At 72.0% G+C, this 25307-nt stretch carries 20 protein-coding genes and 2 pseudogenes; 9 read left to right on the top strand and 13 right to left on the bottom strand.

Annotated elements, in window-relative coordinates; translation table 11 throughout:
* Nucleotides 1-2: 2 nt before the first annotated feature.
* The 6 genes and pseudogenes from ACIPXC_RS02895 to ACIPXC_RS02870 all read right to left on the bottom strand — a co-directional run.
* Complete coding sequence (locus ACIPXC_RS02895; protein ID WP_401612839.1) at nt 3-2669, bottom strand: cation-translocating P-type ATPase; 2667 nt, start codon at nt 2667-2669, stop codon at nt 3-5.
* A complete protein-coding gene (locus ACIPXC_RS02890; protein ID WP_401612838.1) occupies nt 2662-2934 on the bottom strand; it encodes a hypothetical protein in 273 nt (90 codons plus the stop codon). Before ACIPXC_RS02890 ends, ACIPXC_RS02895 begins: the two co-directional genes overlap by 8 nt.
* A gap of 465 nt (nt 2935-3399) precedes the next feature.
* Complete coding sequence (gene ppsA, locus ACIPXC_RS02885; RefSeq protein ID WP_401612836.1) at nt 3400-5841, bottom strand: phosphoenolpyruvate synthase; 2442 nt, start codon at nt 5839-5841, stop codon at nt 3400-3402.
* A gap of 456 nt (nt 5842-6297) precedes the next feature.
* Nucleotides 6298-6747, bottom strand: coding sequence for a universal stress protein (locus tag ACIPXC_RS02880; RefSeq protein ID WP_401612834.1), 450 nt, complete (start codon nt 6745-6747; stop codon nt 6298-6300).
* Nucleotides 6748-7073: 326 nt separating this feature from the next.
* Nucleotides 7074-7760 (bottom strand): helix-turn-helix domain-containing protein, encoded by a 687-nt coding sequence (locus ACIPXC_RS02875; protein ID WP_401612832.1) that lies wholly within the window; start codon nt 7758-7760, stop codon nt 7074-7076.
* Between the two features lie 5 nt (nt 7761-7765).
* Nucleotides 7766-7912, bottom strand: a pseudogene (locus ACIPXC_RS02870) (alcohol dehydrogenase); the annotation flags it as partial.
* Between the two features lie 194 nt (nt 7913-8106).
* On the opposite strand from ACIPXC_RS02870, the gene ACIPXC_RS02865 reads away from it, so the two are divergent.
* From ACIPXC_RS02865 to ACIPXC_RS02855, 3 genes are all read left to right on the top strand, one after another.
* On the top strand, nt 8107-9525 hold the full coding sequence (locus tag ACIPXC_RS02865; RefSeq protein ID WP_401612829.1) for an MBL fold metallo-hydrolase RNA specificity domain-containing protein: 1419 nt from the start codon (nt 8107-8109) through the stop codon (nt 9523-9525).
* 330 nt (nt 9526-9855) lie between these two features.
* Entirely contained in the window at nt 9856-10512 is a 657-nt protein-coding gene (locus tag ACIPXC_RS02860) for a CBS domain-containing protein (protein ID WP_401612826.1), read from the top strand.
* Nucleotides 10513-10766: 254 nt separating this feature from the next.
* Nucleotides 10767-11246 (top strand): OsmC family protein, encoded by a 480-nt coding sequence (locus ACIPXC_RS02855; RefSeq protein WP_401612824.1) that lies wholly within the window; start codon nt 10767-10769, stop codon nt 11244-11246.
* 34 nt (nt 11247-11280) lie between these two features.
* Here ACIPXC_RS02855 and ACIPXC_RS02850 read toward each other — a convergent pair whose 3' ends face one another.
* Entirely contained in the window at nt 11281-11562 is a 282-nt protein-coding gene (locus ACIPXC_RS02850) for an isoamylase early set domain-containing protein (RefSeq protein WP_401612821.1), read from the bottom strand.
* Nucleotides 11563-11933: 371 nt separating this feature from the next.
* On the opposite strand from ACIPXC_RS02850, the gene ACIPXC_RS02845 reads away from it, so the two are divergent.
* Both ACIPXC_RS02845 and ACIPXC_RS02840 read left to right on the top strand, forming a co-directional pair.
* Nucleotides 11934-12926, top strand: coding sequence for a hypothetical protein (locus ACIPXC_RS02845; RefSeq protein WP_401612819.1), 993 nt, complete (start codon nt 11934-11936; stop codon nt 12924-12926).
* Between the two features lie 351 nt (nt 12927-13277).
* On the top strand, nt 13278-14882 hold the full coding sequence (locus tag ACIPXC_RS02840; RefSeq protein ID WP_401612816.1) for a sigma-70 family RNA polymerase sigma factor: 1605 nt from the start codon (nt 13278-13280) through the stop codon (nt 14880-14882).
* An 80-nt stretch (nt 14883-14962) separates the two neighbouring features.
* On the opposite strand, the gene ACIPXC_RS02835 is transcribed toward ACIPXC_RS02840, so the two are convergent.
* The gene (locus ACIPXC_RS02835; RefSeq protein ID WP_401612813.1) at nt 14963-15370 is read right to left on the bottom strand and encodes a hypothetical protein; all 408 of its coding nucleotides are present in this window, start codon (nt 15368-15370) and stop codon (nt 14963-14965) included.
* Nucleotides 15371-15642: 272 nt separating this feature from the next.
* Here ACIPXC_RS02835 and ACIPXC_RS02830 point away from each other — a divergent pair, with 272 nt between their 5' ends.
* The 3 genes and pseudogenes from ACIPXC_RS02830 to ACIPXC_RS02820 form a co-directional block, all read left to right on the top strand.
* Nucleotides 15643-16764, top strand: a complete 1122-nt coding sequence (locus tag ACIPXC_RS02830) for a hypothetical protein (RefSeq protein ID WP_401612810.1) — start codon at nt 15643-15645, stop codon at nt 16762-16764.
* A 180-nt stretch (nt 16765-16944) separates the two neighbouring features.
* Nucleotides 16945-18045 carry a peptidoglycan-binding protein gene (locus tag ACIPXC_RS02825; RefSeq protein ID WP_401612807.1) on the top strand — a complete coding sequence of 367 codons (1101 nt, stop codon included), beginning with the start codon at nt 16945-16947 and terminating at the stop codon, nt 18043-18045.
* A 427-nt stretch (nt 18046-18472) separates the two neighbouring features.
* Nucleotides 18473-18610, top strand: a pseudogene (locus ACIPXC_RS02820) (AAA family ATPase); the annotation flags it as partial.
* 30 nt (nt 18611-18640) lie between these two features.
* Here ACIPXC_RS02820 and ACIPXC_RS02815 read toward each other — a convergent pair.
* Nucleotides 18641-19159 carry a pyridoxamine 5'-phosphate oxidase family protein gene (locus ACIPXC_RS02815; protein ID WP_376468562.1) on the bottom strand — a complete coding sequence of 173 codons (519 nt, stop codon included), beginning with the start codon at nt 19157-19159 and terminating at the stop codon, nt 18641-18643.
* On the opposite strand from ACIPXC_RS02815, the gene ACIPXC_RS02810 reads away from it, so the two are divergent.
* Nucleotides 19158-19304, top strand: a complete 147-nt coding sequence (locus tag ACIPXC_RS02810; RefSeq protein ID WP_401612803.1) for a hypothetical protein — start codon at nt 19158-19160, stop codon at nt 19302-19304. The two genes, ACIPXC_RS02815 and ACIPXC_RS02810, sit on opposite strands and share 2 nt — an antisense overlap.
* Before the next feature lie 107 nt (nt 19305-19411).
* Here the strand turns inward: ACIPXC_RS02810 and ACIPXC_RS02805 are convergent, their stop codons facing one another.
* The 4 genes from ACIPXC_RS02805 to ACIPXC_RS02790 form a co-directional block, all read right to left on the bottom strand.
* Nucleotides 19412-20755 carry a class E sortase gene (locus ACIPXC_RS02805; RefSeq protein WP_401612801.1) on the bottom strand — a complete coding sequence of 448 codons (1344 nt, stop codon included), beginning with the start codon at nt 20753-20755 and terminating at the stop codon, nt 19412-19414.
* Nucleotides 20756-20922: 167 nt separating this feature from the next.
* On the bottom strand, nt 20923-22326 hold the full coding sequence (locus ACIPXC_RS02800) for a hypothetical protein (protein ID WP_401612799.1): 1404 nt from the start codon (nt 22324-22326) through the stop codon (nt 20923-20925).
* Between the two features lie 159 nt (nt 22327-22485).
* Complete coding sequence (locus ACIPXC_RS02795) at nt 22486-22635, bottom strand: hypothetical protein (RefSeq protein WP_401612796.1); 150 nt, start codon at nt 22633-22635, stop codon at nt 22486-22488.
* A gap of 432 nt (nt 22636-23067) precedes the next feature.
* Entirely contained in the window at nt 23068-25116 is a 2049-nt protein-coding gene (locus ACIPXC_RS02790; protein WP_401612794.1) for a SpoIIE family protein phosphatase, read from the bottom strand.
* Nucleotides 25117-25307: the final 191 nt, after the last annotated feature.

Below are 25307 nucleotides of genomic sequence, written 5' to 3'. Positions count from 1 at the left end.
GTTCAGGAGCGGCGGCGCAGGGCCCAGCGGCGGATCTCGTCCGTTCCCCAGACCAGCGGCGGGAAGGCGGCGATGAGCAGGACGACGTCCAGCGGGAGGGCTGCGGTGCCGAAGAGGTCCTGGAGCGGCGGGACGTACACGAGCGCCGCGGTGAAGGCGAGTTCGAAGGCGATGCCGGCGAGCAGGAGCGGGTTGCTGAAGAAGCCGATGTCGCGCAGGGCCGCGTGGTCGGTCCGGGCGGCGATGGCCGTGCCGACCTGGCAGGTGACGATGCCCGCGAACGTGGCGGTGGTCGCGGTCAGGTAGGCGTGGTGCAGCGGAGCTCCGGGTCCGGTGGGGTCGCCGGGCTGCCAGCCCGCCCGCCACAGGACGTAGAAGAAGCCGCTCATGACCAGGACGGCGGAGACGCAGCCGAGCCAGCCCCAGCTGCGGACGAGCATGTCCTTGTTGATCACGCTCTGGGAACTGGGCCGGGGCGGTCTGGACATGACCCCCGGCTCGGCCCGCTCGCGGCCCAGGGCGAGCGCGGGCAGCGTCTCGGTCCCCAGGTCGATGGCGAGGATCTGCAGGACGGTCAGCGGGAGGGGGACGGCCCCGGCGGAGAGGGCGAAGACGACGAAGGGGACGACCTCGGGGGTGAGGTGGGCGAAGATGTAGACGATGAACTTGCGGACGTTGTCGTAGACCCGGCGACCGGATTCGATCGCCGTGACGATGGTGGCGAAGTTGTCGTCGGTCAGGACCATGGTCGACGCCTCGCGGGCCACATCGGTGCCGGAGCGGCCCATGGCGACGCCGATGTGGGCGCGGTGCAGGGCCGGTGCGTCGTTGACGCCGTCGCCGGTCATGGCGACGATCTGCCCGTGCGCACGCAGGGCGTCGGCCACCTTCAGCTTGGTCTCGGGCGAGGAGCGGGCGAAGACGATCTCCGTGCCTTCTTGTCGCAGGAGTCGGTCCAGCTGGTGGTCGTCGATCCCCTCGGACTGCGCGACCACGTGCAGGTGCCGCGTTCCGATGCCGACAGAACGGGCCACGGCGGCAGCGGTGGACCCGTTGTCGCCGGTGACGATGTGGACGGTGAGGCCTGCCTGATGGCAGCGCTTGACCGCAGCGGCGACTTCCGGGCGCGGAGGGTCGTACAGACCCACCAGGCCGAGCAGGTGAAGGTTCTGCTCGGCCGACCGGCGCAGCGCGGGCGGTTCGGCGCCGGGTGGCCGTGCACGGACCGCGACGGCCAGTACGCGCATCCCGTCCTTCGCCAGGTCGTCCGCGGCGTCCTGGGCTTCCTGGGCCGGCTCTCCGGTGCCGAGGAGGGGCAGAACGGCTTCCGGGGCCCCCTTGACGATGACGCAGGGGTGGCCGGTCCCCGTGTTCTGGACCACGGACATGCGGCGCAGCCGCGGGTCGAAACGGAAACAGGCGCTGCGGCCGGCGTCCCGGTCGGCCAGGTCGATCGGTGCCGCGTGTTCTTCAGCTCCCTCCACCAGGGCGATCTCGGTCGGATCGCCGAGCAGCGTGCCATCGCCCTCTCGCGCAACGGTGGTGCACAGGGCGGCGGCTCGGACGAGGTCCGCGGTCCCCGGTCCGGGTCGGGTGGCGTGCTGCGGTGTCCACAGGGAGTGGAGGTGCATCCGGTTGCGGGTGAGGGTGCCGGTCTTGTCGGTGCAGATGACGTTGGTGCAGCCGAGGGTCTCCACGGCGCTCAGCCGCTTGATCACCGCTCCTTGCCGGGCGAGGACGCGCACGCCGACCGCGAGGGCGAGGGTGATGGTGGGCAGCAGCCCTTCGGGCACGTTGGCCACGAGCAGGCCGATGGCGAACATCAGGGAGTCGGTGAGTGGCAGCCCCACGGCGACGCCCGCCACCAGGAACACGGTCCCCAGGGCGACGGCGACGGCGGCGATCAGCCAGGCGACCTTCTTGACCTGCGTCTCCAGCGGGCTGGGCTCGCGGCGGGTGCGCTGGCTGAGGGCGGCGATGCGGCCGAGTTCGGTGTGGTCGCCGGTGGCGTAGACGATCGCCCGGGCCTGACCCTCGGTGGCGGTGGTACCGCTGAAGACGAGGTTGGGTTCCTGCAGGAGCGACACTCCTTGAAGACCTGGGCCGGCGAGACGCTCCACGGGAGTGGACTCTCCCGTCAGCATGGACAGGTCGGCTTCGATGCCGCCCTCGGTCAGCCGGGCGTCGGCCGGTACCCGGTCTCCTTCGTCGAGGACCAGGAGGTCACCGGGTACGAGGTCACGCGCTGGAACCTGCTGAGGGCGTCCGTCGCGGATCACGTGGGCCTGCGCGGGAAGGTAGCGGGCCAGGGTCTCGACGGCCTTCTCCGCCTGCTGTTCCTGGACGAGGGCGAACGCGGCGTTGACGAGGACGACGGCGACGACGGCCCACCCGAGTACGTCGATGTCGGCGACGAAGGCGAGCACGGCCGCAGCCCAGAGCAACAGCGCCAGGGGGTGGACCAGCTGTCTCAGGAGCTCGCGCAGGATGCTCGTGCGGGTGGTGCGGCGGACCTCGTTCGCTCCGTGGACGGCCAGCCTGCGTTCGGCCTCTCGGCTCGACAGGCCCAGAGGGCCGGTGTGCAGTTCGCGGCGGAGCAGGGGAAGGGGCTCCAGCGGGTCCGGCGCCTCATCCGGTGCGAGGTCCTGGCCGTCGGTGGTCTCAGTCATCGCCGGCTCCGTGCCCGGGGCGCAGGCGGCCGGACCATCGGGGCTCGACGCTCTCCCACTCGCGTTCCCACGCTTGCGCGCTGCGTGCGTCGACGATCCGCCGGCGTGCGGAGAGGGCCAAGCCCGCTGCGAGTACGACGGCACCGGCGACGCCGGTACCGAGACCGATGGCATCCAGAGCGATGTCGGGCGTGCCGGGCGGGGCGGTCGCCGCATTGCCGAGGTCGTCGACCCAGAGGCGTACGGTGTCTCCGCTCCGGGTCACCGCAGGGACGGGAACGGTTTCCGTGTGAACGCGGAGTTCACGATCCCGCCAAGTGGCACGAGCCACGGTGACGGGGCGCGCGCTCGGCCCGTCACCCGCCCGGTGCGTGGTTTCACCGACCGTTACGGCCGCGACGGGGTGCCGGTGGCGTGCGATCTCCGCCGCGTCGCGTCCGGCGTCCGTCCAAGCGGTTCGGCCGACCGCGACGCCGCAGATCACGGCCAGCACACAGGCCAGCACGAAGGCGGCTCGCAGACGGGTGCGGGTGCGGTCGGCGTCACGGCGGAGCGGGTTTCCTCCTCTTGCTGCCGGCGAGCGATGGTGCATGGCAGCCTCCGAGACGCGAGTACCGGCCGGCCCGCTCAGGCGGCGAGTTCGGCGCTGATGTGGTGGGCCCACTTCTGGATCCGCTCGGGGTTGCGGAAGTCCCCTCCCTTGCCCTGGCGGGTCAGGCTGATGCCACTGTCACGCGGCCGGGGGCCGGTCCGCTTGGGCCGGACGGACCCCGGTGGGGGCCGTTCGGTCCTCCCCGTAGCGGCTCTCCTCGGCGGCGGCGATGTGCTGCTTGACCGCGGCGAAGCTGTCGGGGGCGACGGAGATCGAGTCGATGCCGGCACGGACGAGGAAGGCGGCGTAGGCCGGGTCGTCGCTGGGACGCTGCCCGCACAGACCCACCGGGCGTCCCAGGGCCTGGACCCGTGGGAGAAGGATCCGGATCAGAGTGGTCACGGCAGGATCATTCTCATCGAACACATGGGCGAGGGCTTCGGAGTCGCGGTCGACGCCAAGGGTCAGCTGGGTGAGGTCGTTGCTGCCTATGGAGAACCCGTCGAAGCGCTCGGCGAAGTCCTGGGCGAGGAGGATGTTGGCGGGGATCTCGGCCATCACGTAGACCCTGAGGCCGTTCTCACCGCGGCGCAGGCCTTCGTCCGCCATCACCTCAAGGACTTTGTCGGCCTCTTCGAGCGTGCGACAGAACGGGATCATGACGATGACGTTGGTGAGGCCCATCTCGTCGCGCACCCGGCGCAAGGCCTGGCATTCGAGGGCGAAGCCTTCCCGGTAGCCGTCGCTGTAGTAGCGACTGGCCCCCCGCCATCCGATCATCGGATTGGCCTCCACCGGCTCGAAGGGGCGGCCGCCGAGGAGCTTGGCGTACTCGTTGGTCTTGAAGTCGCTGGTGCGGACGACGACGGGGTCCGGCCAGCGGGAGGCGGCGATCCGGGCGATGCCGTACGCGAGGCGGTCGGTGAAGTACCGGCCGCGGTCGAGGTAGCCCTCGGTGAGCTGGTCGACGGCGCAGCGGTCGGACGCGTCCAGGCGCTCGGGGTGCAGGAGGGCCATGGGATGGACCTTGACCTGGTGGGCGACGATGAACTCCAGGCGGGCCAGACCCACCCCGTCCGCGGGCAGCCGCCACCAGCGGAAGGCGGCGGACGGGTCGGCGAGGTTCAGCATCACCCGGGTACGGGTGGCGGGCAGGGCGGACAGGTCCGTCTCCTTCTCCTCGTACGGGAGCCGCCCCGCGTACACCTTCCCCCGGCTGCCTTCGGTGCACGAGATGGTGACGTCCGCGCCCTGGTGCAGCAGCTCGGTGGCGTTCCCGGTGCCCACGACCGCCGGCACCCCGAGTTCCCGGCTGACGATCGCGGCGTGGGAGGTGCGACCGCCGTGGTCGGTGACGATGGCCGCGGCGCGCTTCATGACCGGTTCCCAGTCCGGGTCGGTGATCGAGGTGACGAGCACGGCTCCGGCCGGGAAGCGGTCCAGGTCCACAGGCGTGTCCATCCGGCACACAGCGCCGGATCCGATGGCTTCGCCCACCGCGATCCCCTCGACCAGGGCATCGCCCGGAGCGGCGGTCAGGCGACAGCGCCGCAGGGTCGTGCTGCGTCGTCGGGACTGCACGGTCTCCGGCCGGGCCTGCACGATCGCCAGGTCACCGGTGATGCCATCCTTCGCCCACTCCAGGTCCATGGGGCAGCCGTAGTGGTCCTCGACGGCAACGGCCCACTCGGCGAGCCGACGTACCTCGCCGTCGGACAGGACACGTCGGGCCTGCTCTTCAGGAATGGTGTCGACGGTGTCGGTCAGCCCGCGTTCCGCGTAGACGGCCTTGCGGCGCTTGGCACCGATCCGCACGTCGATGACGGGGTTCAGGGACGGGTCCTGAAGGCCGTGCCTGAACACCGTGTACTCGTCGGGGTCCGTCTGCCCGCTGACCACGGTCTCGCCCAGCCCCCAGGCCGCACTGACCACGACGACGTCCGGGAATCCGCTCTCGGGGTCGAGGGTGAAGATCACCCCTGCCCCGGCGAGATCGGAGCGGACCATCACCTGGACACCGACGGACAGCGAGACCTGGAGATGGTCGAACCCCATCCGCTCGCGGTAGTCGATCGCACGGTCCGTGTAGAGCGAGGCGAAGCACCGGTGCACGGCAGTCAGCAGTTGTTCGGTGCCGCGTACGTTCAGGTACGTCTCCTGCTGACCGGCGAAACTGGCTTCCGGCAGGTCCTCGGCCGTGGCGCTGCTGCGCACCGCGACCTCCGGGTCGGTACGGCCGAGCTCCCGGCCGAGAGCCGCGTACGACTCGGTGACCTCGGCGCACAGCGAGTCGGGCAACGGCTCGCCCATGATCATGGATCGGATGCCGGCGCCCACGTCCTCAAGCGCGGTTCCTTCGCGGAGGAGGTCGAGCCGGTCCTGGATCCGGATGCGCAGCGCGTGTGCGTCGAGCAGTTCCCCGTAGGCTTCGGCGGTCGTGGCGAAACCGGGCGGCACTCGGACACCGGCTGCGGCGAGCCGTACGGTCAGCTCACCCAGTGAGGCGTTCTTCCCGCCGACTCGGCCCACGTCCGCGCGGCCGAGTTCGGTGAACGGTATGACGCGTCGTGTGTGTCCCATGACGTCCTCCGGGGCTGCATGCGGATGGGGCTCAGTACGGCAGCGGGCGGCCGGAGGGTGTGCGCAGATCCAGCGGAGCGGGCTTGCGGGGATCCTTGGGGCGGGACTGCATCCGTATGCGCTGCATCGTGGTCACCCTCTTCGGGGGAACGGCCTCTTCGGGGAAACGGCGTCGGGGCGGCGTCCGGCTTCCACGATCAGGCCACCAGGCCGCTGTGCCGCAGTGCCGACGGGGCCACTCGCAAGGGGCCGACCAGGCCGCTTTCCCGATGGGCCGATCGGCCCCCGTGCGGCAACCGAGCAGCAGTCCGAAAGGATCAAGATCGCCTGGCGGGGAGTGCCTGGACGCGGACCACCCGCGGAGGGGACGAACCGTCACGCAGCGGTCCGCACGCGTCAGCCCGCTACGCGTCTCCGGTCGGGTTCAGGGTTCACCACACGTGCGGCTACTTGCGGCTACCCGGCGGGAGCGTCCGGTCGGACAATGGTGACCGGGCAGGGGGCGTGAAGTGCCACCTGCTGGCTCACCGATCCGAGCAGGGCCCGCCGGAACCCGCCACGGCCGCGGCTGCCGACGACCAGCAAGTCGGCCCCCTCTGCCTGGTCCACCAGGACCTCGGCGGGGTTGCCGCGTACCAGACGCTCGTGCACCTGGGAGGCGCCGTCCTCGCCGAGGACCGTCCGTACCTCCTCGACCAGACGCCGTTCGGCATCCTCCTCGTCGAAGTCGGTGTCCACCGCGGGGGCCGACCACGATCCGGCGCCGGGCAGGTCCCAGGCGGTGACCGCGTCCACCTTCCCGCCCACCAGGCCTGCGTACTGGACCGCCCAGCGCAGCGCGGCCTGGGACGAAGGCGATCCGTCGACACCCACTACGACGCGCGGAGTCTCAAGCTGCCTGTCCATCCCGACTCACCCTTTCGATGGCTGTATCTCCACAGTGTGCGAGAGGGGTGCGCCCCGCCACGCGAAGCGGCCATGGTCGCCGCCACCTGTCACCGGTTCGGGCCGGCGGGAGCGGCCGAATCCTCTGTTTCAGTCTCTTCGGTTCGAAGAGACTGGCAGAAGGTCTCGGGGTCCAAGGTCTCCTCTTTGCGGGCCGCGACGGCATGGACGGTTGCGCATCCGGGTGCGTCCTGCGACGCCCCCGGAGGCAGCCCGGTCCGACGGGAGGCGAGGAAGGCGCGCACCCCGTCGGTGTCCGGTGTCGAAGACGACCGCGCCCAGGCCGTTCATGACTCGTGCATGACGCGACGGCCGGTGAGCCGGACGGGCGTGAGCTTCATCCAGTGGGTGCGCGGGCCACCGGCCCAGGGCTGGGACCGGGCCGTGGCCGTCAGGTGCTGGATCTCCCGGGCGTCGGTGACTGCTTCCAGTTCACCCACGGCCAAGACGCTCCACCCTCCGGCGGTGATGTCGTCGATGTTGTCGATCTCGAAGGCGACCTCCGTGCCCGCCGCTCGGGCCGCGAGCGCTTCCACGGCGGTACGGAACGCGATGTCGGCCCCGGCGACGAGGTAGTTGACCGGGAGGACGGCCGGGCCTTCGGGGGTGAAGACGGCAATGCGTCCCACTCCGTGCGTGCCCAGCAGCGTTCGGCACTCCTCCTCGGCCAGCGGCACCAGCGCTGCGTCGAGGCGGGCGGTGGAGCGGCCCTGGGTACGGCCCGCGTTCGCTCCGGTCAGGTCGTCGACCGAGACGCCGAGGGCGTGGGCGACGCGTACGAGGGTGCCGATGGCCGGGGACGCGGCATGCTCCTCCAGGTACGCCACGTAGTTGCCGTCTGCTTTGCACATCCGGCCCAGTTCCTCACGGCTCAGGCCGAGGGCGATACGGCGGGCCGCGATACGGCGGCCGAGGTCGGTACGACCGACCGCCTCGCCGGACTGCTGAGGGCGCATACTCGGTGTGCTCGTCATGGAACTCACTGCTCCTGAGGTGGTACGGCGACCGTGTCGTGCTGCGGTCCGCCGAGGACGACCCTGAGGGCGCCGGTGTCGCCAGCGCGGGAGAAGACGTCGTACGCCTCCTGCATCCGGTCCAGCTCGAACCGGTGGGTGACCATCGCGGCCCCGGTGACGAGTGCCTTCATGGCGCGGCCTCTCTGTGCTGCGAGGGTGGACTCACAGCCAGGCTGCGCCTGCGAGCCTCCGCAGCGCTTGGGCCGGTCGGCCCCTACCGCTGGGACCGGTCGGGTCTCGCCCTTCCAGCGCAGCGATGCGACGGTGGAACAAGGCACCCGTCCCCGGAAGGAGGGTCGCCGCCATGTCCCGGTCGGCCCCGTCCCTCGCTGCCCGTCCCGCCCTGCTGAGGTTCCTCGGTGGTGTCCGGACGGTGACCGGCAGCAAGTTCCTGGTCGAGAGCGACCACGCCCGGATCCTCGTCGACTGCGGACTCTTCCAGGGCCTGGCGGACCTGCGCCGCCGCAACTGGGACAAGCTGCCCTGCGACGCCCGCGACATCCACGCGGTCGTCGTGACGCACGCCCACCTGGACCACTGCGGGTACCTGCCGCGCCTGGTCCGGCACGGCTTCCGCGGGCCTGTCCTGGCCACCGCCGCCACCGCCCGGCTCGCCGAGATCGTGCTCCGTGACAGCGCCCGCCTGCAGATGGAGGCCGCCGAGCACGCCAACCGGCACGGCTGGTCCAAGCACCGCCCCGCCAGGCCGCTCTACGACGATGACGACGTCGACCACACGGTGAAGTTCTTCGACCCCGTGCCTGTGGGCAGCGAGGTCGAGATCATGGCAGGCACGAAGCTGACGTTGCACCACGGCGGCCACATCCTCGGCTCCGCCTGGGCCCACCTGACCCTGGAGGACGGGCACACCCTCGCCGTCAGCGGCGACCTCGGCCGCCCGGGGCACCCGATTCTGCTGCCACCTGAGCCGTTCGGCGGGGCGGACGTGCTGCTGATGGAGTCAACCTACGGCAACCGGCGGCACGACCACGAGAGCGCCCGTCGGGAATTCGCCTCGGTGATCACCCGCGCGCTGTCGCGGGGCGGGACCGTTGTCATTCCCTCCTTCGCGATCGACCGGACCGAGGTCGTCCTCCACGAGCTCGCCGCGCTCCGCGCCGACGGCACACTGCCCGCCCACGTCCCCGTGTACGTCGACAGCCCCATGGCCCTGGCCGCCCTCGACGTGTACCGCGACGCCCTGCGCGCCCGCTCACCCGAGATACGCCCCGGCATCCTCGCCCAGGGCGAGGCGGCGATCAGCCCGGAACCCTTCCTGGCCGCCCGGACCGTCCAGGAGTCGATCGACATCAACAACACCACCGGACCGGCGATCATCGTCTCCTCCGCCGGCATGGCCACCGGCGGCCGCGTCCTGCACCACCTCCACCGCACCCTTCCCGACCCCCGCAACGCCGTCGTCATCGTCGGCTTCGCCGCCGCCGGCACCCGCGCCCGCGACCTGGTGGACGGCGCCCGCGCGCTCAAGATGTTCGGCGAATACGTCCCCGTACGCGCCGAGGTCGCCGACGTTCCGCACTTCTCCGCCCACGCCGACGCCGGACAGATCGTCGACTGGCTGCGCGCCGCCCCTCCCCCGCACACCACCTACCTCGTCCACGGCGAAGAGAGCGCCGCCGAGACCCTGCGGGACCGGATCGACCACGAACTGGGCTGGACGGCCGTCGTACCCAAATCCGGAGAGGCCGTCCTGGTCCGTTGACCGGGGCCGTACGGACCCCGCGGTGTGCACCGCACGGCCCTGACGGGCACGGTGGCCACCGAGCACGGTGGAGGCGAAGGGTTGGAGGGACACCATGAGCACCCTGCACAGCGTCCTCGAACAGATGACTGCGGAAGCGCGCGAGGCCCTGCTCGCCCACAGCCGTACGGGAGTTCTGCAAGGAGGACTCGGCTGTCGGCCGCTCCGTCGCCGTCGCCGTGTCAGCGGTCATCGCCGACCGGCTCGACTCCGCCCGTACCCGGCTCCTCGACCTGTTCGCCCCTCAAGGCGGCGGAATCCCGCTCGCCTACGCACGCTGAGGATCCCGCCATGACCTCCACCACCCCCTACACCGTCGCCGACGTCATGACCACCAAGGTCATCGCCGTCACCCCCACAACCGGCTTCAAGGACATCGCCGCCGCGATGAAACGGTGGAAGGTCACCGCCCTCCCCGTCGTCGAGGGCGAGGGCCACGTCGTCGGCGTGGTCTCCGAGGCCGACCTGCTGCCCAAGGAGGAGTTCCACGAGCACGGCCCCGGCATGATCGAGCAGATGCGCCGCCTCGGCGACACGGCCAAGGCCGGCTCCACCCGCGCCGAGAACCTCATGACCACCCCCGCGGTCACGATCCGCCCCGACGCCACCCTCCCCCAAGCCGCCCACCTGATGGCCAACCGGCACATCAAACGGCTCCCGGTCGTCGACGCCGACGGCACCCTCAAGGGCATCGTCAGCCGCGCGGACCTCCTCAAGGTCTTCCTCCGCACCGACGAAGACCTCGCCCTCGAGATCCAGCGGAGTGTCGTCGAACGCCTCTTCCCGATCTCCCACGACGGGATCACCGTCACCGTCACACAAGGGACAGCCACCCTGACCGGCAGCGTCCGGGACGACCACCTGATCCCCATGGCCGAACGCCTCGCCCGGTCGGTCGAAGGCGTCGTAGACGTCCGATGCCGGCTGCGAGCTCACACCGGATCATGAGTTCCGGTGGACCTCCTGAGCCGGTACGCAGGTGATGCCGAGCTGTCCGGGATCCGTCCAGACCTGCGGTGACCTGAACCTTCATGAGGGCCTCCGCACGCCGGCGCGGCATGGCTCGGTGCGTCCTGCGCCCTCGCGCGCCGGCCGCAGCAGCGCGAGGGGCCGACCGGGCCGGACACCTGCCCGAAGGGCTCATGCCCAGGGCCTACGGATCCCCCACGATGGCAGCGACCGACAGGAATCGGAGGTCCGTCATGACGGACACGACACCGGAGCGGACCGGTACGCGGCCCCCAGGGGACGTCCACCGGCTCGACGTCACTCACCTCGAAGGCGATGTCTACGTGGTCGAGGTGCGCGGGCATCGCCTCCGCGTCGACCAGCCCACCGGCGCGGGCGGGACGGACACCGCGCCCACGCCGACCGAGCTGTTCGCCGCGTCCCTGGCCACGTGCGTCGCCTTCTACGCGGGGCGCTACCTGCTCCGCCACGACCTGCCCTGCGAGGGTCTGGGTGTGCGGGCGGAATTCGCCATGGCCACCGACCGCCCCGCCCGGGTGACCGCGGTACGCCTCGTGATCGTGCCGCCCCCACAGCTGCCCGAGGAGCGGCGCCCGGGCCTTCTCGCCGTCGCCTCGCACTGCACCGTCCACAACACGCTCCAGCGGGCGCCGCAGGTCGACATCGAGCTGGACCACGATCGTGAGGCCGTGACTTCGCCCCGGACGACATAGCCCGGACGACACAGGCGGACGCCGTTGTGGTCGGTCAGGTGTGCAGGAGGCCGTTGGAGCCGTCGAGCGCATCGGCGCTTTCGTCGTTGAACCAGTAGTCGCCTGCGGCCAGGTAGCGGAAGGCGTGTGTGCTTTCACGGGGCAGGGCGACGGTGACAGCTCGCGTGCCGTCGTTGCGCGGCCGCAATTCGTGCCTGCCTGGCTGCCAACCGTTGAAGTCACCGACGACGCTGACCGGCCCGGGCGGGGTATCGGCGGGCAGGACGAAGGTGATCTGAGTCTGGTTGTGACCCTTGCCGTTCTTGCGCTCGAGCACGGGAAGCCTCCTACCGAGTCGGGAAACGTTGACCGCATCCTGGTACCCAGAGCGGTCAGCCACCGGACACCACGACGGCCGGGCACCCGAGCGGCAGATCGCAGACGGGGGGCGCGGTACTCCGGACGGCGGATCGTCAGCCGAACGGGGACCCGCAGGAGCTTCGGCCGACGCCCGGAGCACGCCGCCCACCGCCCACCGGCCGGAGCAGGTGCCGCATGGCGCCCTGTGCGTCGGCTGACGCGCATGACCGGCTGCCTTCCCATGCTCCGACGACATTCGGTAACGGTTCGGTAACGGGGTGGGAGGGAGCGGAGCTGAACACATCGGTTCTTGTGAACACCCACACAAGAAGAAGGACGGGTAAGTCCATGAACGATCCGGGACTCCGAGTGTCCCTGCGCCTGCCCGCCTCCGGGACCGCCGCACTCGCCCTGCGGGCCGGCTTCTCCGGCGCGGCCCGGGCCGATGGCACTCCGCCGGGCCGGGGCTGGGAGACCGGAGACGCGGCGGGTTACGAGCCGGGGGACGGCGCGGGCGTGGTGTCTCCCGCCGGTGCCTGTGAGTTCTCCGTGGACGGCGTGGCCTGGCGGGGGCGGGTGAAGTTGGGGCCTGACCGCCTGAAGCCCGGCCGGGACGGCACCGTCCGGATCCGGGTCCGTGCGGCCGGGCGTGAGAGCTGCGTCGCTTCGCTGGCCTCGTACCGGACCCACGGCGCGACCTGGAAGTCCTCCGGCCTGCAGGCCTTCCACGACTGGAACACGGTCACCGTCGCGGGCGGAGCCGAGGGAGTGCTCAGGATCTCCGTGCCGGACGCGGGGTGCTTCGGGCAGGTGGACCTGTACCGGGACGACGTCGTGTGCGACGGACGGCTGGACGCCCGGGACGGGCAACGGCACGGCCCGCTGCCCGAGGGACCGGACCGGCCCGTGATCAAGGACCGGCTGATCGCGGCGTGGAACGGGGGCACGCGGGACTGCGTCCCTGAGCGGACGCCGGAGCCTGTCCCGTCGAAGCCCGCTGCGACAGAACCGGGCGAACCCACGGGTCCGCAGCCGAGCGGGCCGGCCGCCCCGTCGCCGCCGACGGCTCCGTCCCCGTCCGGTCCCGGCGTGGCGGTGCCCCCGCCGGGCACGAGCACCGTTCCGCCGACCCCCACCACCTCAAGCCCCACGACCCCGGGGACGGACACCGGCGGGACGGGGCGCGGACCCGACGGTCCGGACGGTGAACTCGCGTGGACCGGCGCGGGCGGCGCGGGCGGCGCGGGCGTGTACGCCCTGGCGGGGCTGCTCATGCTCGGAGCGGGCGGCGGCGCGCTCGCCCTCAAGCGCCGCCTCGCGGGCCCCGGGTCGTCCCGGTGAGACCCCGGTGGCCCGCCCGGCGCGCCACCGGGCCGGCCCGACATGTCCCGGAGGGTCGGACGCGGGCGTCCTGGGACGGTCGGGGCTTATCCGGCCGCCCGGCCGCCCGGCCGATTCCGGCCGGACCCGGCGGCGGGTGCCCCGCCGCCGTGTGCCTGTCTGCACCCGCGTGACCGCGGGTGCCCCATCTGTCGAACGTATGTCTATTCTCGTCGGACGACGCCTGCCGGACTCATGGATTCCGGTAGGGCGTACCGGGAGCGACCGGCTGCCGAGCCCCTCGACGGGGCCGTCGGCCGACGCTTCCGGTTCACGCGATCCCGCGTCGTCCGGCCGAACTTCAGGAGCACCATGACTGAGTACGCGGGACCCTCCGTCGCCGAACTTTCCGACGAGGCACTGGCGCAGGCGATACGCGACGGTTCGGAGCAGGGCGCGATGGCCGAGCTCTACGCGCGCCACCGGTCCGCCGTGCTGGCCTACGCGCGTTCGTGCTGCCGGGACGCGCACACCGCCGAGGACCTGGCTGCCGAGGCGTTCGCCAGGACGCTGGAGGCGGTGCGGTCGGGCGGGGGCCCGACGGGGCCGTGGCGGCCGTACCTGCTGACCGTGGTGCGGCGGACGGCGGTGGCATGGACGGCCACGGCGCGACGGTCCGAGCTCACGGAGGACGTCGAGCGCTGGGAGGAGGCCGCTCCCCACGCCCGGGACGGGGAGGAGTTCGCGCTCCGCGACGAGGAGGACGACCTGGTCCTGCGCGGGTTCCGTACGCTGCCCGAGCGCTGGCAGGCCGTGCTGTGGCACACCGTCGTCGAGCAGGAGAGCGCCCAGCAGGTGGGGACCATGCTGGGACTCAGCGCCAGCGGAGTGTGGTCGCTCGCGGAACGGGCCAGGGAAGGGCTGCGCGAGGCCTATCTGTCGGAGCACGCGCACGGCCCGCGGGCGTCGGTCGAATGCCGCCGCTTCAGCCCCCTCATGGCCGCGGCGGTGCGCCGCGGCCGCCGGCCCACCGGCCGACGACTCGACCGCCACCTCGGCGACTGCCCGAACTGCCGCGATGCGTTCCGCGATCTGACAGAGATCAACTCCCGGCTGCGGCTGGTGCTGCCCGGCGCCGTGCTGCTGTGGGGGGCCGAGAAGTACCTCTCCTCCTACGTCGCAACGGCCGCCACGGCCGCTGCCGCGGGGAGCGGGGGTGCGGCGGCCGGCAATGCTGCCGCAGCCGGCGGCTCGGGGCTGGCGGGCGCCCAGCTCGCCGGGGTGTCGCTGGCGGCCGTGACGGCGATCGGCGCCCTGGTCTACGTCACCGTCCCCCAGGCGGACGGTCCCGGCAGGGCCGCCCCGCCCGTCGTCCGGGAGGCTCCCAGGCTTCCCGGAGCCGCCGCGTCCGGGGCCGCTGAGCCGACTCCCACGGCCGCCCCGGGCGCCACCCCCTCCGGCTCCGCCTCCTCGTTGCCGCCCGTCGCCCTGGCGGACGCGGCCACCACCTCGGCGACGGCAGCCTTGGCACGCTCGGGTGACCGCACCCGGCTGCGGATCGACTCCACCGGGCTGTGCATGGAGATCCCCGGCGGCAGCACGGCAGTCGGTGCGCAGCCGAGGGAGGCGGCGTGCACCGGCGCGGCCCACCAGGAGTGGGACGTCACCCCGCAGGAAAAGCGCCGCCGGGTGATGCTCCGGAACGCGGGCACCGGGATGTGCCTCGCCCACACCGGCACCACCGTCGACGGCGCCCCCGTGCGGCAGGCGGTCTGCGACCCCGCCGACCCTCTCCAGGTGTGGAGCATCAACCGGCACGACGACAAGGGCACCGCGGGGATCTTCACCAGCGACGGCATGTACCTCGGCCTCGACGACTGGGCCCCCGCAGCCCGGGGCGAGGCACACGGCTCACTCATCGTCACCTCCCCCCACTACTACGCCTCCCCGTCCCTGCACTTCCGCACCGACTGGTGACCGGGCAGGCCGTGCCCCGGCGGTGGCGCGAAGTCCCGTGCGCGCCACGGATGTGCTGGGGCACGGCTGCCGGGGCGCGGTCAGGCGGAGGCGTGCCGAGCGTGTTCCGGGGATCCGAGAGTGCGCGGGACGGGTACCCGGCCGGCGGCCTCTGCGTGGGCAGGCGCGTCAACGGAAGCCTGCGGGGTGGCCTTCTGGCCCGCCTCGTTCGCCTGGCCCGCCGTCGACAGGCCGCCCAGGGCCACGCTCTGTGCCAGGGGGCCGGTGCGGGACGATCCTTCGGTGACCGCCGGCACGCCGAAGCTGGTGGCGCGCAGGCGGTGGCTCACCGCCTCGTCGAGCGTGACGTGCCGCTGCAGCCGGGCCGCCAGCCGGCCGGCGTCCCGGCCCAGTGTGGCCACGTCGTCCCACTGGAGCCGTAGCACCACGTGGACTTCGGCCTCGCCGTCCGGCAAGGCGTGGACGGGGTTGATGCGGGGATCGTTCATCGGAAGGTTCCTCCAGTCGTCGAGTGCCGTCGGCCGTCCGTCCCGGGAGGTCGTGGTCGTCCGCCGGTGGCCACAGGGCACATGACTACAGAGGTCGCCGGGCCGCCACACATCCCATCCCTTTGCCCACCCTTTACTTACCGGTCGTGGTCGATTCCGCTCAGAGGCCGAGCTGCCCGCCGAAAGTAAAGGAAGAGTAATGCGCCGGGAGGCTCCGGATGCCTCGTCGCTCTCTTCTGCTGAAGGAACGAGGCAACGGAGGACGGAGCGACATGGGATTCGGCCTGAAGCGAGTGGCCGGGGCGGTGGCGGCGTCGGCGGCGCTGTGCGCGGGTTCGGCGGCGGCGTCGTCCGCCCCCGCAGACGGAGCGGGGCCGGACCGTGTGCTGGTCGTGATGCCGGACTTGCAGCACCGGGCGGACACCGGACCGGCAGCGGCCAAGGAGGACTTCGCCGCCCGCCACTTCGGCACCGAGGGCTCGCTGACGCCCTACGACGAGCGGGTCTCCTCGCGCGGGCGGATCGGCTGCGTACCCGCCGTTCCGGAAGAGGTGATCGGCCCCTTCGAGGCGCCCGGCCTGGCCAGGGTCCTGCCCACCATCGGCTGTTCCTGGGCCGGACCGGGCACCACCGGCGGCCCCATCACCTGGATCCAGACGTCGAAGGGCATCGCCGACCCACCCGTCGCCGTCCACGGGTTCGGCCACCACCTCGGCCACCTCCACCAGCCCGGCATCCTGTGCCGGGAGGGCGACCTCACCGACTGCACGGACGGCCCCGGGCGCAAGTCCCCGATGAGCTGCTTCAGCGCAGAGATCAACCTCAGTACCACACCGCTTGTCGACAGCGGCTACCTCACCGCGTCCGAACACTGGCGTGTCACCGTATCCGGCACGTTCACCCCCCGGCCGCTGTACGGCGAGCAGGACGGCCTGCGGACCCCGGAAGCCCCTCTGGACCAGGACCGGCCGGTGCTGGAGTACCCGCGTCCCGAAGGCAGCCTGGACAGGTGCTTCGACGGCGTCCACGCCTACCGCGTGACCGGCGACTCCTACCGCGCCGCCGACCCGATCCGCTGGAGCACCGCCGACGACCGGAACAGCGCGGTCGCCCGCTTCACCGGCAGCGCCCGCAAGCTGACGGTCTCCGTCACCTCGAAGCACGCAGCCGGCGCCACCGTCGCCATCAGCCTGAACGGCGTGCCCGCACCGGCCGCCGCAGTGCCCCCCGGCACGGGCGTCGAAACCGGGGACAGCATCCACCTGGCCGCCGCCGGCAACGACACGGGCACGGGCACGGGCACCACCGTACTGGCCACCATCGGTGCTTCCCTGCTGCTGCTCGGCGGCGTCTTCCTTCTGGGGATCGCCAGACGCGGGCGCGACAGCCGCTGACACCTGTCCCGCGCCGGGCGGCCTCGCCCGGGCGAGGCCGAAACCGGCCCGGGGACCGCATCATCCCCGGCCGGTCCCGTACCAGGTACTCGAGGGAACGACACCTCGGGGCACGACGCCTGTCAGAACACCGGCGCGGAACGCCCGCACCGAGCACCTGCGAGAAGAGGACGCACAAGAGTGCCCCGACCGCACAGCCCCCACTGCGATGCCGCCTCACCACGGTGCGGTGACGACTGCCCCTGCGTCGCGGCCGGTGCGTACGCACATACCGACCGCGAAGCCCACGCGCACGACGAGGCCGAGCCGTTCGCATGGACCCGGGTGCGCCCCTACATGGAGCCGCCGCATGACGTGGAGCCCCCCGACACGGTCACCGGCCCCGGCCCGGTGTGGGGCATCATGCAGGGCTACCTGTCCGAGCAGCCCGCTACCCGGGAAACAGGCTGGAACCTCCCGGAAACCGAGCCGCCTGTGACGCCGCGCGAGGCCTCGGCTGCGCGGCGACCCCACCCCATGGACGTGCCGACGCGCCCCGAGGACGCCTCCGCCGCCGCACACCCGTCCAACCCGTCCGAGGACGACACCCTCACCCTGCACCCGATCCGCCACAGCCTGGCAGTCACCCATCCCCGCGACGCGACGCCCGGTACGCGCCGCGCCGTCAACCGGCACCGGACGGCCGCGGTCGCGGGAGCGATGACCGTGCTGGCGGCGGTGGCCGGCGCGACCGCGCTCACCGGAGGCCCGGCCGGTCCGGGCGGCACCGCGCAGCGAGCCGTGCCGGTGGTGACGTCCGCCTCGCCCCCGGACGCCGGGCCGGCCATGACGCCTGCGGCACCACCGGCCGGGAGACAGCCGAGTCCGGTCGACGGGGACAGGCCCGACCCCCGCACCACCACCCCGACGGTCGCGCCCCCGTCCTCTCCACGCCTCGCTGCGCCCGCCCCCTCCGACGGGAGTGCCAGCCGGTGCACCGTCCCTCATCTCCCCGGATCACCGTGCCCGTCCAGCAGCGGGCCGGGGACCGCATCACCCTCACGGGGACCCGTCAGCCTGTGCTGCGGCGCCGACGGCCCCGAAGTGACCGCCCTGCAGTACCGGCTGCAATTCCTCGGCCTCTACAAGGCGGAGGCCGACGGCGTCTACAGTCGGCGCGTGGCCAATGCGGTCGCCGCCTACCAGAAACTCCGCCGGATCACGGCCGACCCCTCCGGCCAGTACGGACCGGCCACCCGAACCGCCCTCCAGCGCGAGGTCCCCGATCTCGTCTACTACTGACGCGCCGAAGGCCCGGCGCCGGGGAACTCCGGACATCAGGGCTTTGTGCAGCAGATACATCAGGGTGGTCTCGTACGAGCCCGGGATCCCCGGCAGCCCCCACCCTGCACCGGGACCGGGACCGGGACCGGGCAGCATCCGCAGCGGACCGACCGGCCATGTCTCTGAGGTGCGCCTTCTCTTCGTCCATCATCATGCGCTCGGACAACCCGGCAGGAGAGTCGGCGGACGGTCGTGCGGGTGCAGAGGAGTACCGCGACGGTCCGAGCCGTGACCGGGGCCGCCCTTCCCCGTGGCCTCTCGGATGGGCCCCGGAACGGCGAAGGAGCCGACCTGACCACGAGGTGCACCCGCAGCCGCCCGGTCCGCCCCGTCCTCGCCGACCCACGGAGACGGCTTTGTCGAGCAGTAGTGACGTCGCTTGTCGACGTGCACCGACCCCCGGCTCTGCGCGGCGATCGTCGACCGGCTCACGTTCAACGGCACCATCATCGAGACCGGCACCGGCTCCTACCGCCTCACCGGCACCCGAGCCCGAGCCGAGGAACCCGCCAAGGCCGGCTGACCGCCCCGACAGCCGGCCGAAAGATCCCGGCTACGTGTCCGCGCGGGTCCAGAACTGACGCGGCGCGAACCCCTCGCGCCGCAGCCAGTGCTCGGTATAGACGATCCGCTCGGCCTCGATCACGACGAGCGGCCCCGACGGCGGTTCGTCGAGAGAACGCGACCGCTCGACATGGTCGGACTGCCAGCGGAAAGCCGGCCAATAGTGCTCGAAGTCCGGGTCGTCTTCGGACAGTACGCGAGCCTTGCCGAAGAGCTGGGCACCTCGGCTGCTGGCCTGCCCGACCAGCGGAGCGAAGATCCCCACCGACACTCTGGGATCCGCGGCGAGATTCCTCATCTTCGGCGAACCAGCGGCTGTCGAGAACATCACCGCGAAGTCGAGGTGGAAGTACCGCACCGGCGTCGCGAGTGGCCCCTCCGGTCCCGCCGTCGCAATCACGCACATGTTCTGCGATGACAGCAGATTGAGTATTCGCTCTTCCAGCCGCTCGCGATCGAGCCGCTGCTTCGGTGACGGGCCGGCCAGCCACGGATTGGTCACAGGCATGATCAAGTATCCCACGCTGCGTCCCGGGGCTCTCCAGCCGGGACGGCCACGACCGTGCACGGGACCTGTACGGGACCTGCACGGCAAGGGCAGCAAGGAGTACCGGACCGTGGAACAGGCCTGGGGCGCCGTCAACGTCGGCTGAAACGGACACTCGGGGCGCGGCGCGCCGACGCCCCCGCCACGCCCGGGGCGGTCCGGGGCGGTCCGGGGCAGAAGTCGACGTCGTTTAACACCGGCCCGCCCGGGCGTTCAGACCTGGGCTCTGGGCTGTTCCTCGACGAGCTTCCCGAAGACGATCAGGCGCCCCCGGGTGCTGAACTCGGGCGTGCACGTCGTCAGGGTGATGTAGCGGCCGGACACGGTGAAGGGCGACCCGCCGGGGACGGGCCGGAGCACACTCACGTCGGTCGGAGGCGTCTCCGGGATACGGCCGGACACCTCGTAGGTGTACGAGGCGCTCGAGGTCTCCACCACGATCCGGTCCCCCGGCACCAGCCGGCCGATCTCCCGGAACGGCTCCCCGTGGGTGTTCCGGTGCGCGGCCAGCACGAAGTTCCCGGTGGCGTCCGCGGGCATTCCCGTGCCCGGGTAGTGGCCCACCAGCCCCTTGTCGAGGACCTGCTGCGTCCCGATGCCCTCGGCGATCGGGAACTCCAGGTCCAGCTTCGGGATACGGATGATCGCGAAGCCCTCACCCGGCGCGAACCCGGCGTCCTCACCACCGGCGCGGGACTCCGCGGCCCCCTGGCTCCACGCTCGTTCCAGTCTCGCCCGGGCCTCGTCGGCCTCCGTACGGGCCTGCACGTTGCTCCACAACACCTGGTTGACGACGAAGAGGACCATGGCCAGTCCGGACGTGACCATCACGGTGCTCGCCGCCCGGGCGGCGACTGTGGAGGGCGGCTGCCTGCGGCGGCGTCCTGAACCTGCCCGACCGCGTGCGGTCCGCCGTCGCCCCGAAGCGGCACGGGAGGCCGCTGCCCGCCGGGCTCCGGCCCTTCGCGAGGCGGGCGCCTGCTCCGCCTCCGGCGGCATCGCCTCCGGCTCCTGGGCCGACACCGACGGGAGCGGCGGCCCGAGGCCGTCGTTCTCCCCGGAGCCGGCCGGCCACTCGCCGAGGTGTGGAGCGGAGGCGTACGCCTGTTCCTGGCCGACCTCCCAGGTGTCCGGGTACGGGTACGGGAGCGGGAGCGGTTCATGGCCGTACCAGGTGCCGTCCGACTGGAGCGGCACGGCGGTGTACCAGGCGCCGGGCGAGTGCGGCGGGTGCTCGGTGTACCAGGTGCCGTCCGGCTGGAGCGGCAGGTGTGCCGCAGGGGCATAAGGGTGCGGTGGGTCGGGCCACTCGTAGAAGTGCGGGGGCGGCGCGTACGCCTGAGGCGAGTAGGTGTACCAGGTGTCCGGTGAGGGTTGCGGTTCCTGGGGGTACCAGCTGTCGGGCGACGGGAGCGCCTCGTGGCCGTACCGGGTACCGGGCGGCTGGGGCGGAACCCCCGTGTACCAGACGTCCGATGACAGGTCGTGGGGATACTGCTGCCGGTCAGCCGGTGGGCCGGCCCAGTGCGCGGCGCCCTCCGAATGCGTCATGGTCATGGGCGGGATGCCTCCGGCGACTCGGCCGGGGCGGTCCCGGCGGGATGGAGCGGACGCCCCGGTCGGGGCCGGCCCGGGCCTCCGTGATGCCCGGGAGGGGGGCAAGCCACGGGGCCAGGGCGGACGGAGGCGGCGTCCGGCCGGGCCGGACGCCGCCTGGAGAAGGGTCAGTTGGCCGGGGTGGCTCCGCGCCGGGAGCGGGCGCGGCGGGTCGCGACGAACGCGCCGCCGATCAGGAGCGCACCGCCGCCGAGGGCGGTCAGCGTGAGCGTGGTGCCGTCGCTGCCGGTCGCGGCGAGGTTCTGGCCCGCGAGGCCGGGAGCCTTGCCGACCTTCCCGGACGCGGCGGCCTCCGAGGACCCCTTGACGTCCGGGGTGTTGCCGCCCTGCTCGTGGTTCTCGTGCGAGCCGTCGGTGCCGCTCTCGTCGACGTCGGCGGGACCGGTGGGCACGGTCGGGTCGGTCACCTCCATGGGGGCGGTCTTGTCGGCCGCGTCCTCCGGCGCGACGGCGGTGCTCGGCGCGGCGCCGGCGGCCGGGGCCTTGCCGTCGAGGCCGACCGCGACGGTGGCCGCGTCCGCGGTCTTGCCGGTGATCTTCACCGTCACCTTGGAGGCGTCGTCACGGAGTTCGGTGACGCCGGCGTTGCGTTCGGTCGCGGCCAGGCCGATCGGGACAGCAGTGTGGTACTGGCCTTCGGTGACGCGGTAGGCGTAAACGCCGTCGAGGTTCTTGTCGAGGTGGCCGGACGGGCGGCGGTACTCCAGCAGCAGGCTCTGCTTGTCCCCCATCGGGATCTCCAGCGCCCGGGTGCCCTTCTGCGAGCCGTAGAGAGCCTTGAGGCTGAAGGTGCCGGAGCCGGTAGCCCGCTGGTGCTCGGCGGTCTCCAGCCAGCCCATCCGGATCAGCTGGTTGGCGGACAGCCCGGCCGCCCCGTTGCCTCCCATCGGCGAACGGCCCTCCACGGCGGCACGGTCGTTGCAGGCGACGAGGTTGCCGTCCTTGCACTGGTAACGGACCTGGTGGCCGAAGCCGATGTTGTGGCCGAACTCGTGACGGATCGTCGTCTCGGAGACACTGTTGTTGCCGGTGTTCAGCCAGGTGTAGCGGCCACCGACGGATCCCATGCCGGACCAGTAGCAACTGATGTGGGGCAGGACGATGGACAGGTAGTCCCAGTCCTTCCCCCGCACCAGGCCCTTCGCCGCGACCTGCGCCTCGACGTCCTCACGGACCATCCGCAGCTGGCCGTTACCGCCGCAGCCGGCCTTCTCCTTCAGGGTCAGCGGACCGAGGACCTTCTCCTTGGCCGCGGGCCCGAAGGTGAACCGGCCACGCGACGTCTCACTGAAGTAGGTGGACAGCGACTCGCCCGGACCGAAGTACTTGTCCAGGGCGTCCGCCCGCATCGCGGCCGCGTCCGGGTGCGCGCGGTCGGCGAAGTTCGCCACGACGACCAGGACGCGCCCGGTCTTGGCGTCGTCAGCCGCGGCCGGGGAGGCCGAGGTCCCGACCGCCACCGTGGTGAGGGACGCCGCGGCGGCCAGGACCCTGCCGATTCTCGTGTTCATGCGCTCTGTGCTCCCGTGTCTCGAAGGCTGATTCACTGGAAAAGAGCGAACGCCCGCCGCACCCTGGTGCGGCGTTACCTACTCGTTACCTTCGGCTGGGGCGGCCGCTGCGAAAGTCGCCTCGGGCGGTCGGTGACCTGCGGCCGCTGGTCGTCCGCGTCAACACGCGCAGCCATGCGTGCGCCAGGCCTTCTTCAGCATGGGCGGGACCTGCATCCGCTCGGCGATCTCCTGGCCGGTCAGGCCGGGGTTGAGCATTCGCAGCGTCTGGTCGCGCAGGGCGCGCTGCTCCGGTGGGAGGGAGATCACCCGCTTGCGGCCCCACTCCGGTCAGTGGTGCGAGGCGAACGCGACCTCCGCGTCCGCGCCGTACGGATTGATCGCCCCGGTCAGGTGGCACGACGACACGTGAGGGTCGCGTACCTGGGCGCCGCGCGGGGTCGGCAGGTTGTTGGCGGCGTCTCGGCCATGCAGAGCGCCTTGCGGGCGGGGAAGAAGATGTTCAGCTCCGCGGGGGGGGCCTCGGTGCCCGGGGGCAGCCGGAACACCATCCGATTGCCGTCGACCGCCGCCTCCTCCTGTCCGATGCGGGTGTTGTCCCTCCTGGGCGGATCAGCGTCACCTCACCTGTCGACAAGGTCTGCCCCTGGCCCGCACCCAACTGTCCGTGCGGGCCCTTCTCCGCGGCACTGCGGGGTCGTCGATCGCGGCAACCGGGGAGCGGGGTGACGGAGCCCCGAGTCACGGGTGGGGGCGGATGAGCAGGAGGGCGATGTCGTCGTGGTGCCCCGCAGAGTGTTCGGCGTGGCGGAGGAGGCTCTGGGCGAGGTCGTCGAGGCTGTGGGTTTCTGCTTGTGCAAGGTGTCGGGCGACGACATCGGTGGCGTGGTCGATGTCGGTGCCGGGGACTTCCACGAGCCCGTCGGTGTACAGGACGAGTACGGCGCCGGGTGGAAGCGGGATCTCGGTGGTGGGGTACTCGGCGTCGGGGTCGATGCCCAGCAGCAGCCCGGGGGGCACGCTGAGGACTTCGGTGCGGCCGTCGGGGTGGCGGAGCAGGGGTGGGGGGTGGCCTGCGGTGGCGAGGCTGGCGCGGTGACGGGCGAAGTCGAGGCGGGCGATCAGGCAGCTGGTGAACAGCCCGGCGTCGAGGTCGACCAAGAGGCGGTTGGTGCGGGCCAGGAGTTCGCCCGGGAAGGTGCCGGCGCTGGCGTGGGCGTGGACAGCGGTGCGGACCTGTCCCATCAGGGCGGCGGCGGCGGTGTTGTGGCCCTGGACGTCGCCGATCACGGCTGTGGTCGCGGCGGGCCCGTGGATGAGGTCGTAGAAATCGCCGCCGATGTCCGTGCCGTGGCCGACGGACTGGTATCGGGCGGCGACGTCCAGGCCGGGGACGTGCGGCAGGGCCGGAGGGAGCAGGCCGGTCTGGAGGGTGTGGGCGAGGGAGTGCTGCGCGTCGTAGAGGCGGGCGCGGTCCATGGCTTGCGCGATCAGTCCGGCCATGGAGGCGAGGAGAGCCCGTTCGGCCGGGGGGAAGGGGCGGTGCTGGTCGTAGGAGAGGACGAGGGAGCCGGTGCTGCGGCCGGAGACGGTCAGTGGCAGGAACGCCCAGGCTTTCCTGGCGTCGTAGCGGGGTGCGTCGGGATAGGCGCGCCGGAAGTCGGCGAAGCTGGGGAAGAAGACAGCATCGCCCGTTGCCTGTACGTGCGTGGTCACGGTACGGGAGGTCAGGGGTGTGCCGTCGAAGCGGTTGATGAACTCGGTGCTGTAGCCGCGGTGGCTGACGATGTGCAGGCGCCCTTCGTCGGCGAGCATGAGGACGAGACCCTGGGGCCCGAAGGCGGGCACGATCTGGTCGGCGACGACGCCGGCCACGTCCTGGACGGTGGCTGCCTCGGTGAGGGCGGCCGCCAGGTATGTGAGGTGGTACAGGCCCAGGGCGCCGACTGATTCACCGGACGGCGTGGCCTGCATGGTGGCCGCCCGTCGCGGGGCAGGGGTGATGTGGACGCTGATCCCGCTGTCGTCGGGGTAGAGCTGGAAGAGCAACGGCGCGTTCGGGGGCCGCGTAGCGGTGAACGAGGTGGGCAGGCGGGTGATCACAGCCGCGCGGTAGCTTTCCTCGCTCACCGGTGCGTGCAGCCACGGCAGTGCTTCCCAGGGTCGGCGGCCCGCGAGGAAGGCGGCATCGGCGCCGACGAGATCGGCCCCCGCGGAGTTGATGAAGGTGAGCCGGCCCTCCAGGTCCAGTGCGCAGCAGCCCACGGGAAGGCGTTCGGTGAAGCCGAGCGCGGCCGCGGCCCGGGCGGGGTCCGCGTCCTCGGGGGGAGCAGGAAGGTAGCGGGGTTCCTCGGGTGGCAGCAGCGGGTAGCCCTGATCGGCGGCCTGCTGCAGAAGAAGCGCCGTCTGCCGGCAGCGTGCGGTGACGGCCGCACGCTGCTGAGCGCTCAGGTGGGAAGGGTGCCCGACCGGCCACAGCAGCGCCAGGCCGCCCCATGCCCGGGTGTCGCTGGTGAAGGGAGCCGCGGCAAGTGTGAAGTCGTAGGGCAGGACGAGGCCCAGCTGCGGGTAGCGACGAGCCACCTCTTCCTGGCTCTCCAGCCAGACCGGGCCCCGTTGCCTGATGGCGTCCGTGACCGGGGTCGAAGCGTCCAGCGAGGCGCGGGACCACGGCGCGGCGATCTGCCGGGGCACACCGGACAGCAGAGCCAGCCACAGCAGCCGGTCCCCGGGCGGCAGCAGGTAGAGCAAGCCGGCCGACGCACCGGTCTCCCGCATCACCTCGGCCATGAGAGCTTCCACGTGTTCCATACCGGGGCCGGCCCCGGGGCTGGGCGGAGATGGTTCCATGGCCCCTACCTGGTCATAGCGGCATCCCTATTGCGCCATTTTCCATTCAAACACGAAGAATGGGGCCTCGTGTCGGGTACATGAGTGAGGACGGAAGGCTTGCGCCGCCGGGCGAGATGGGCAGCCTCCGG

The sequence above is a fragment of the Streptomyces sp. NPDC090021 genome (assembly GCF_044748225.1).
In the GTDB taxonomy this organism is placed as follows: Bacteria; Actinomycetota; Actinomycetes; order Streptomycetales; family Streptomycetaceae; genus Streptomyces.
The sequence above is the reverse complement of the archived record's forward strand: the minus strand, read 5'-3'. Positions and strand labels throughout refer to the sequence as shown.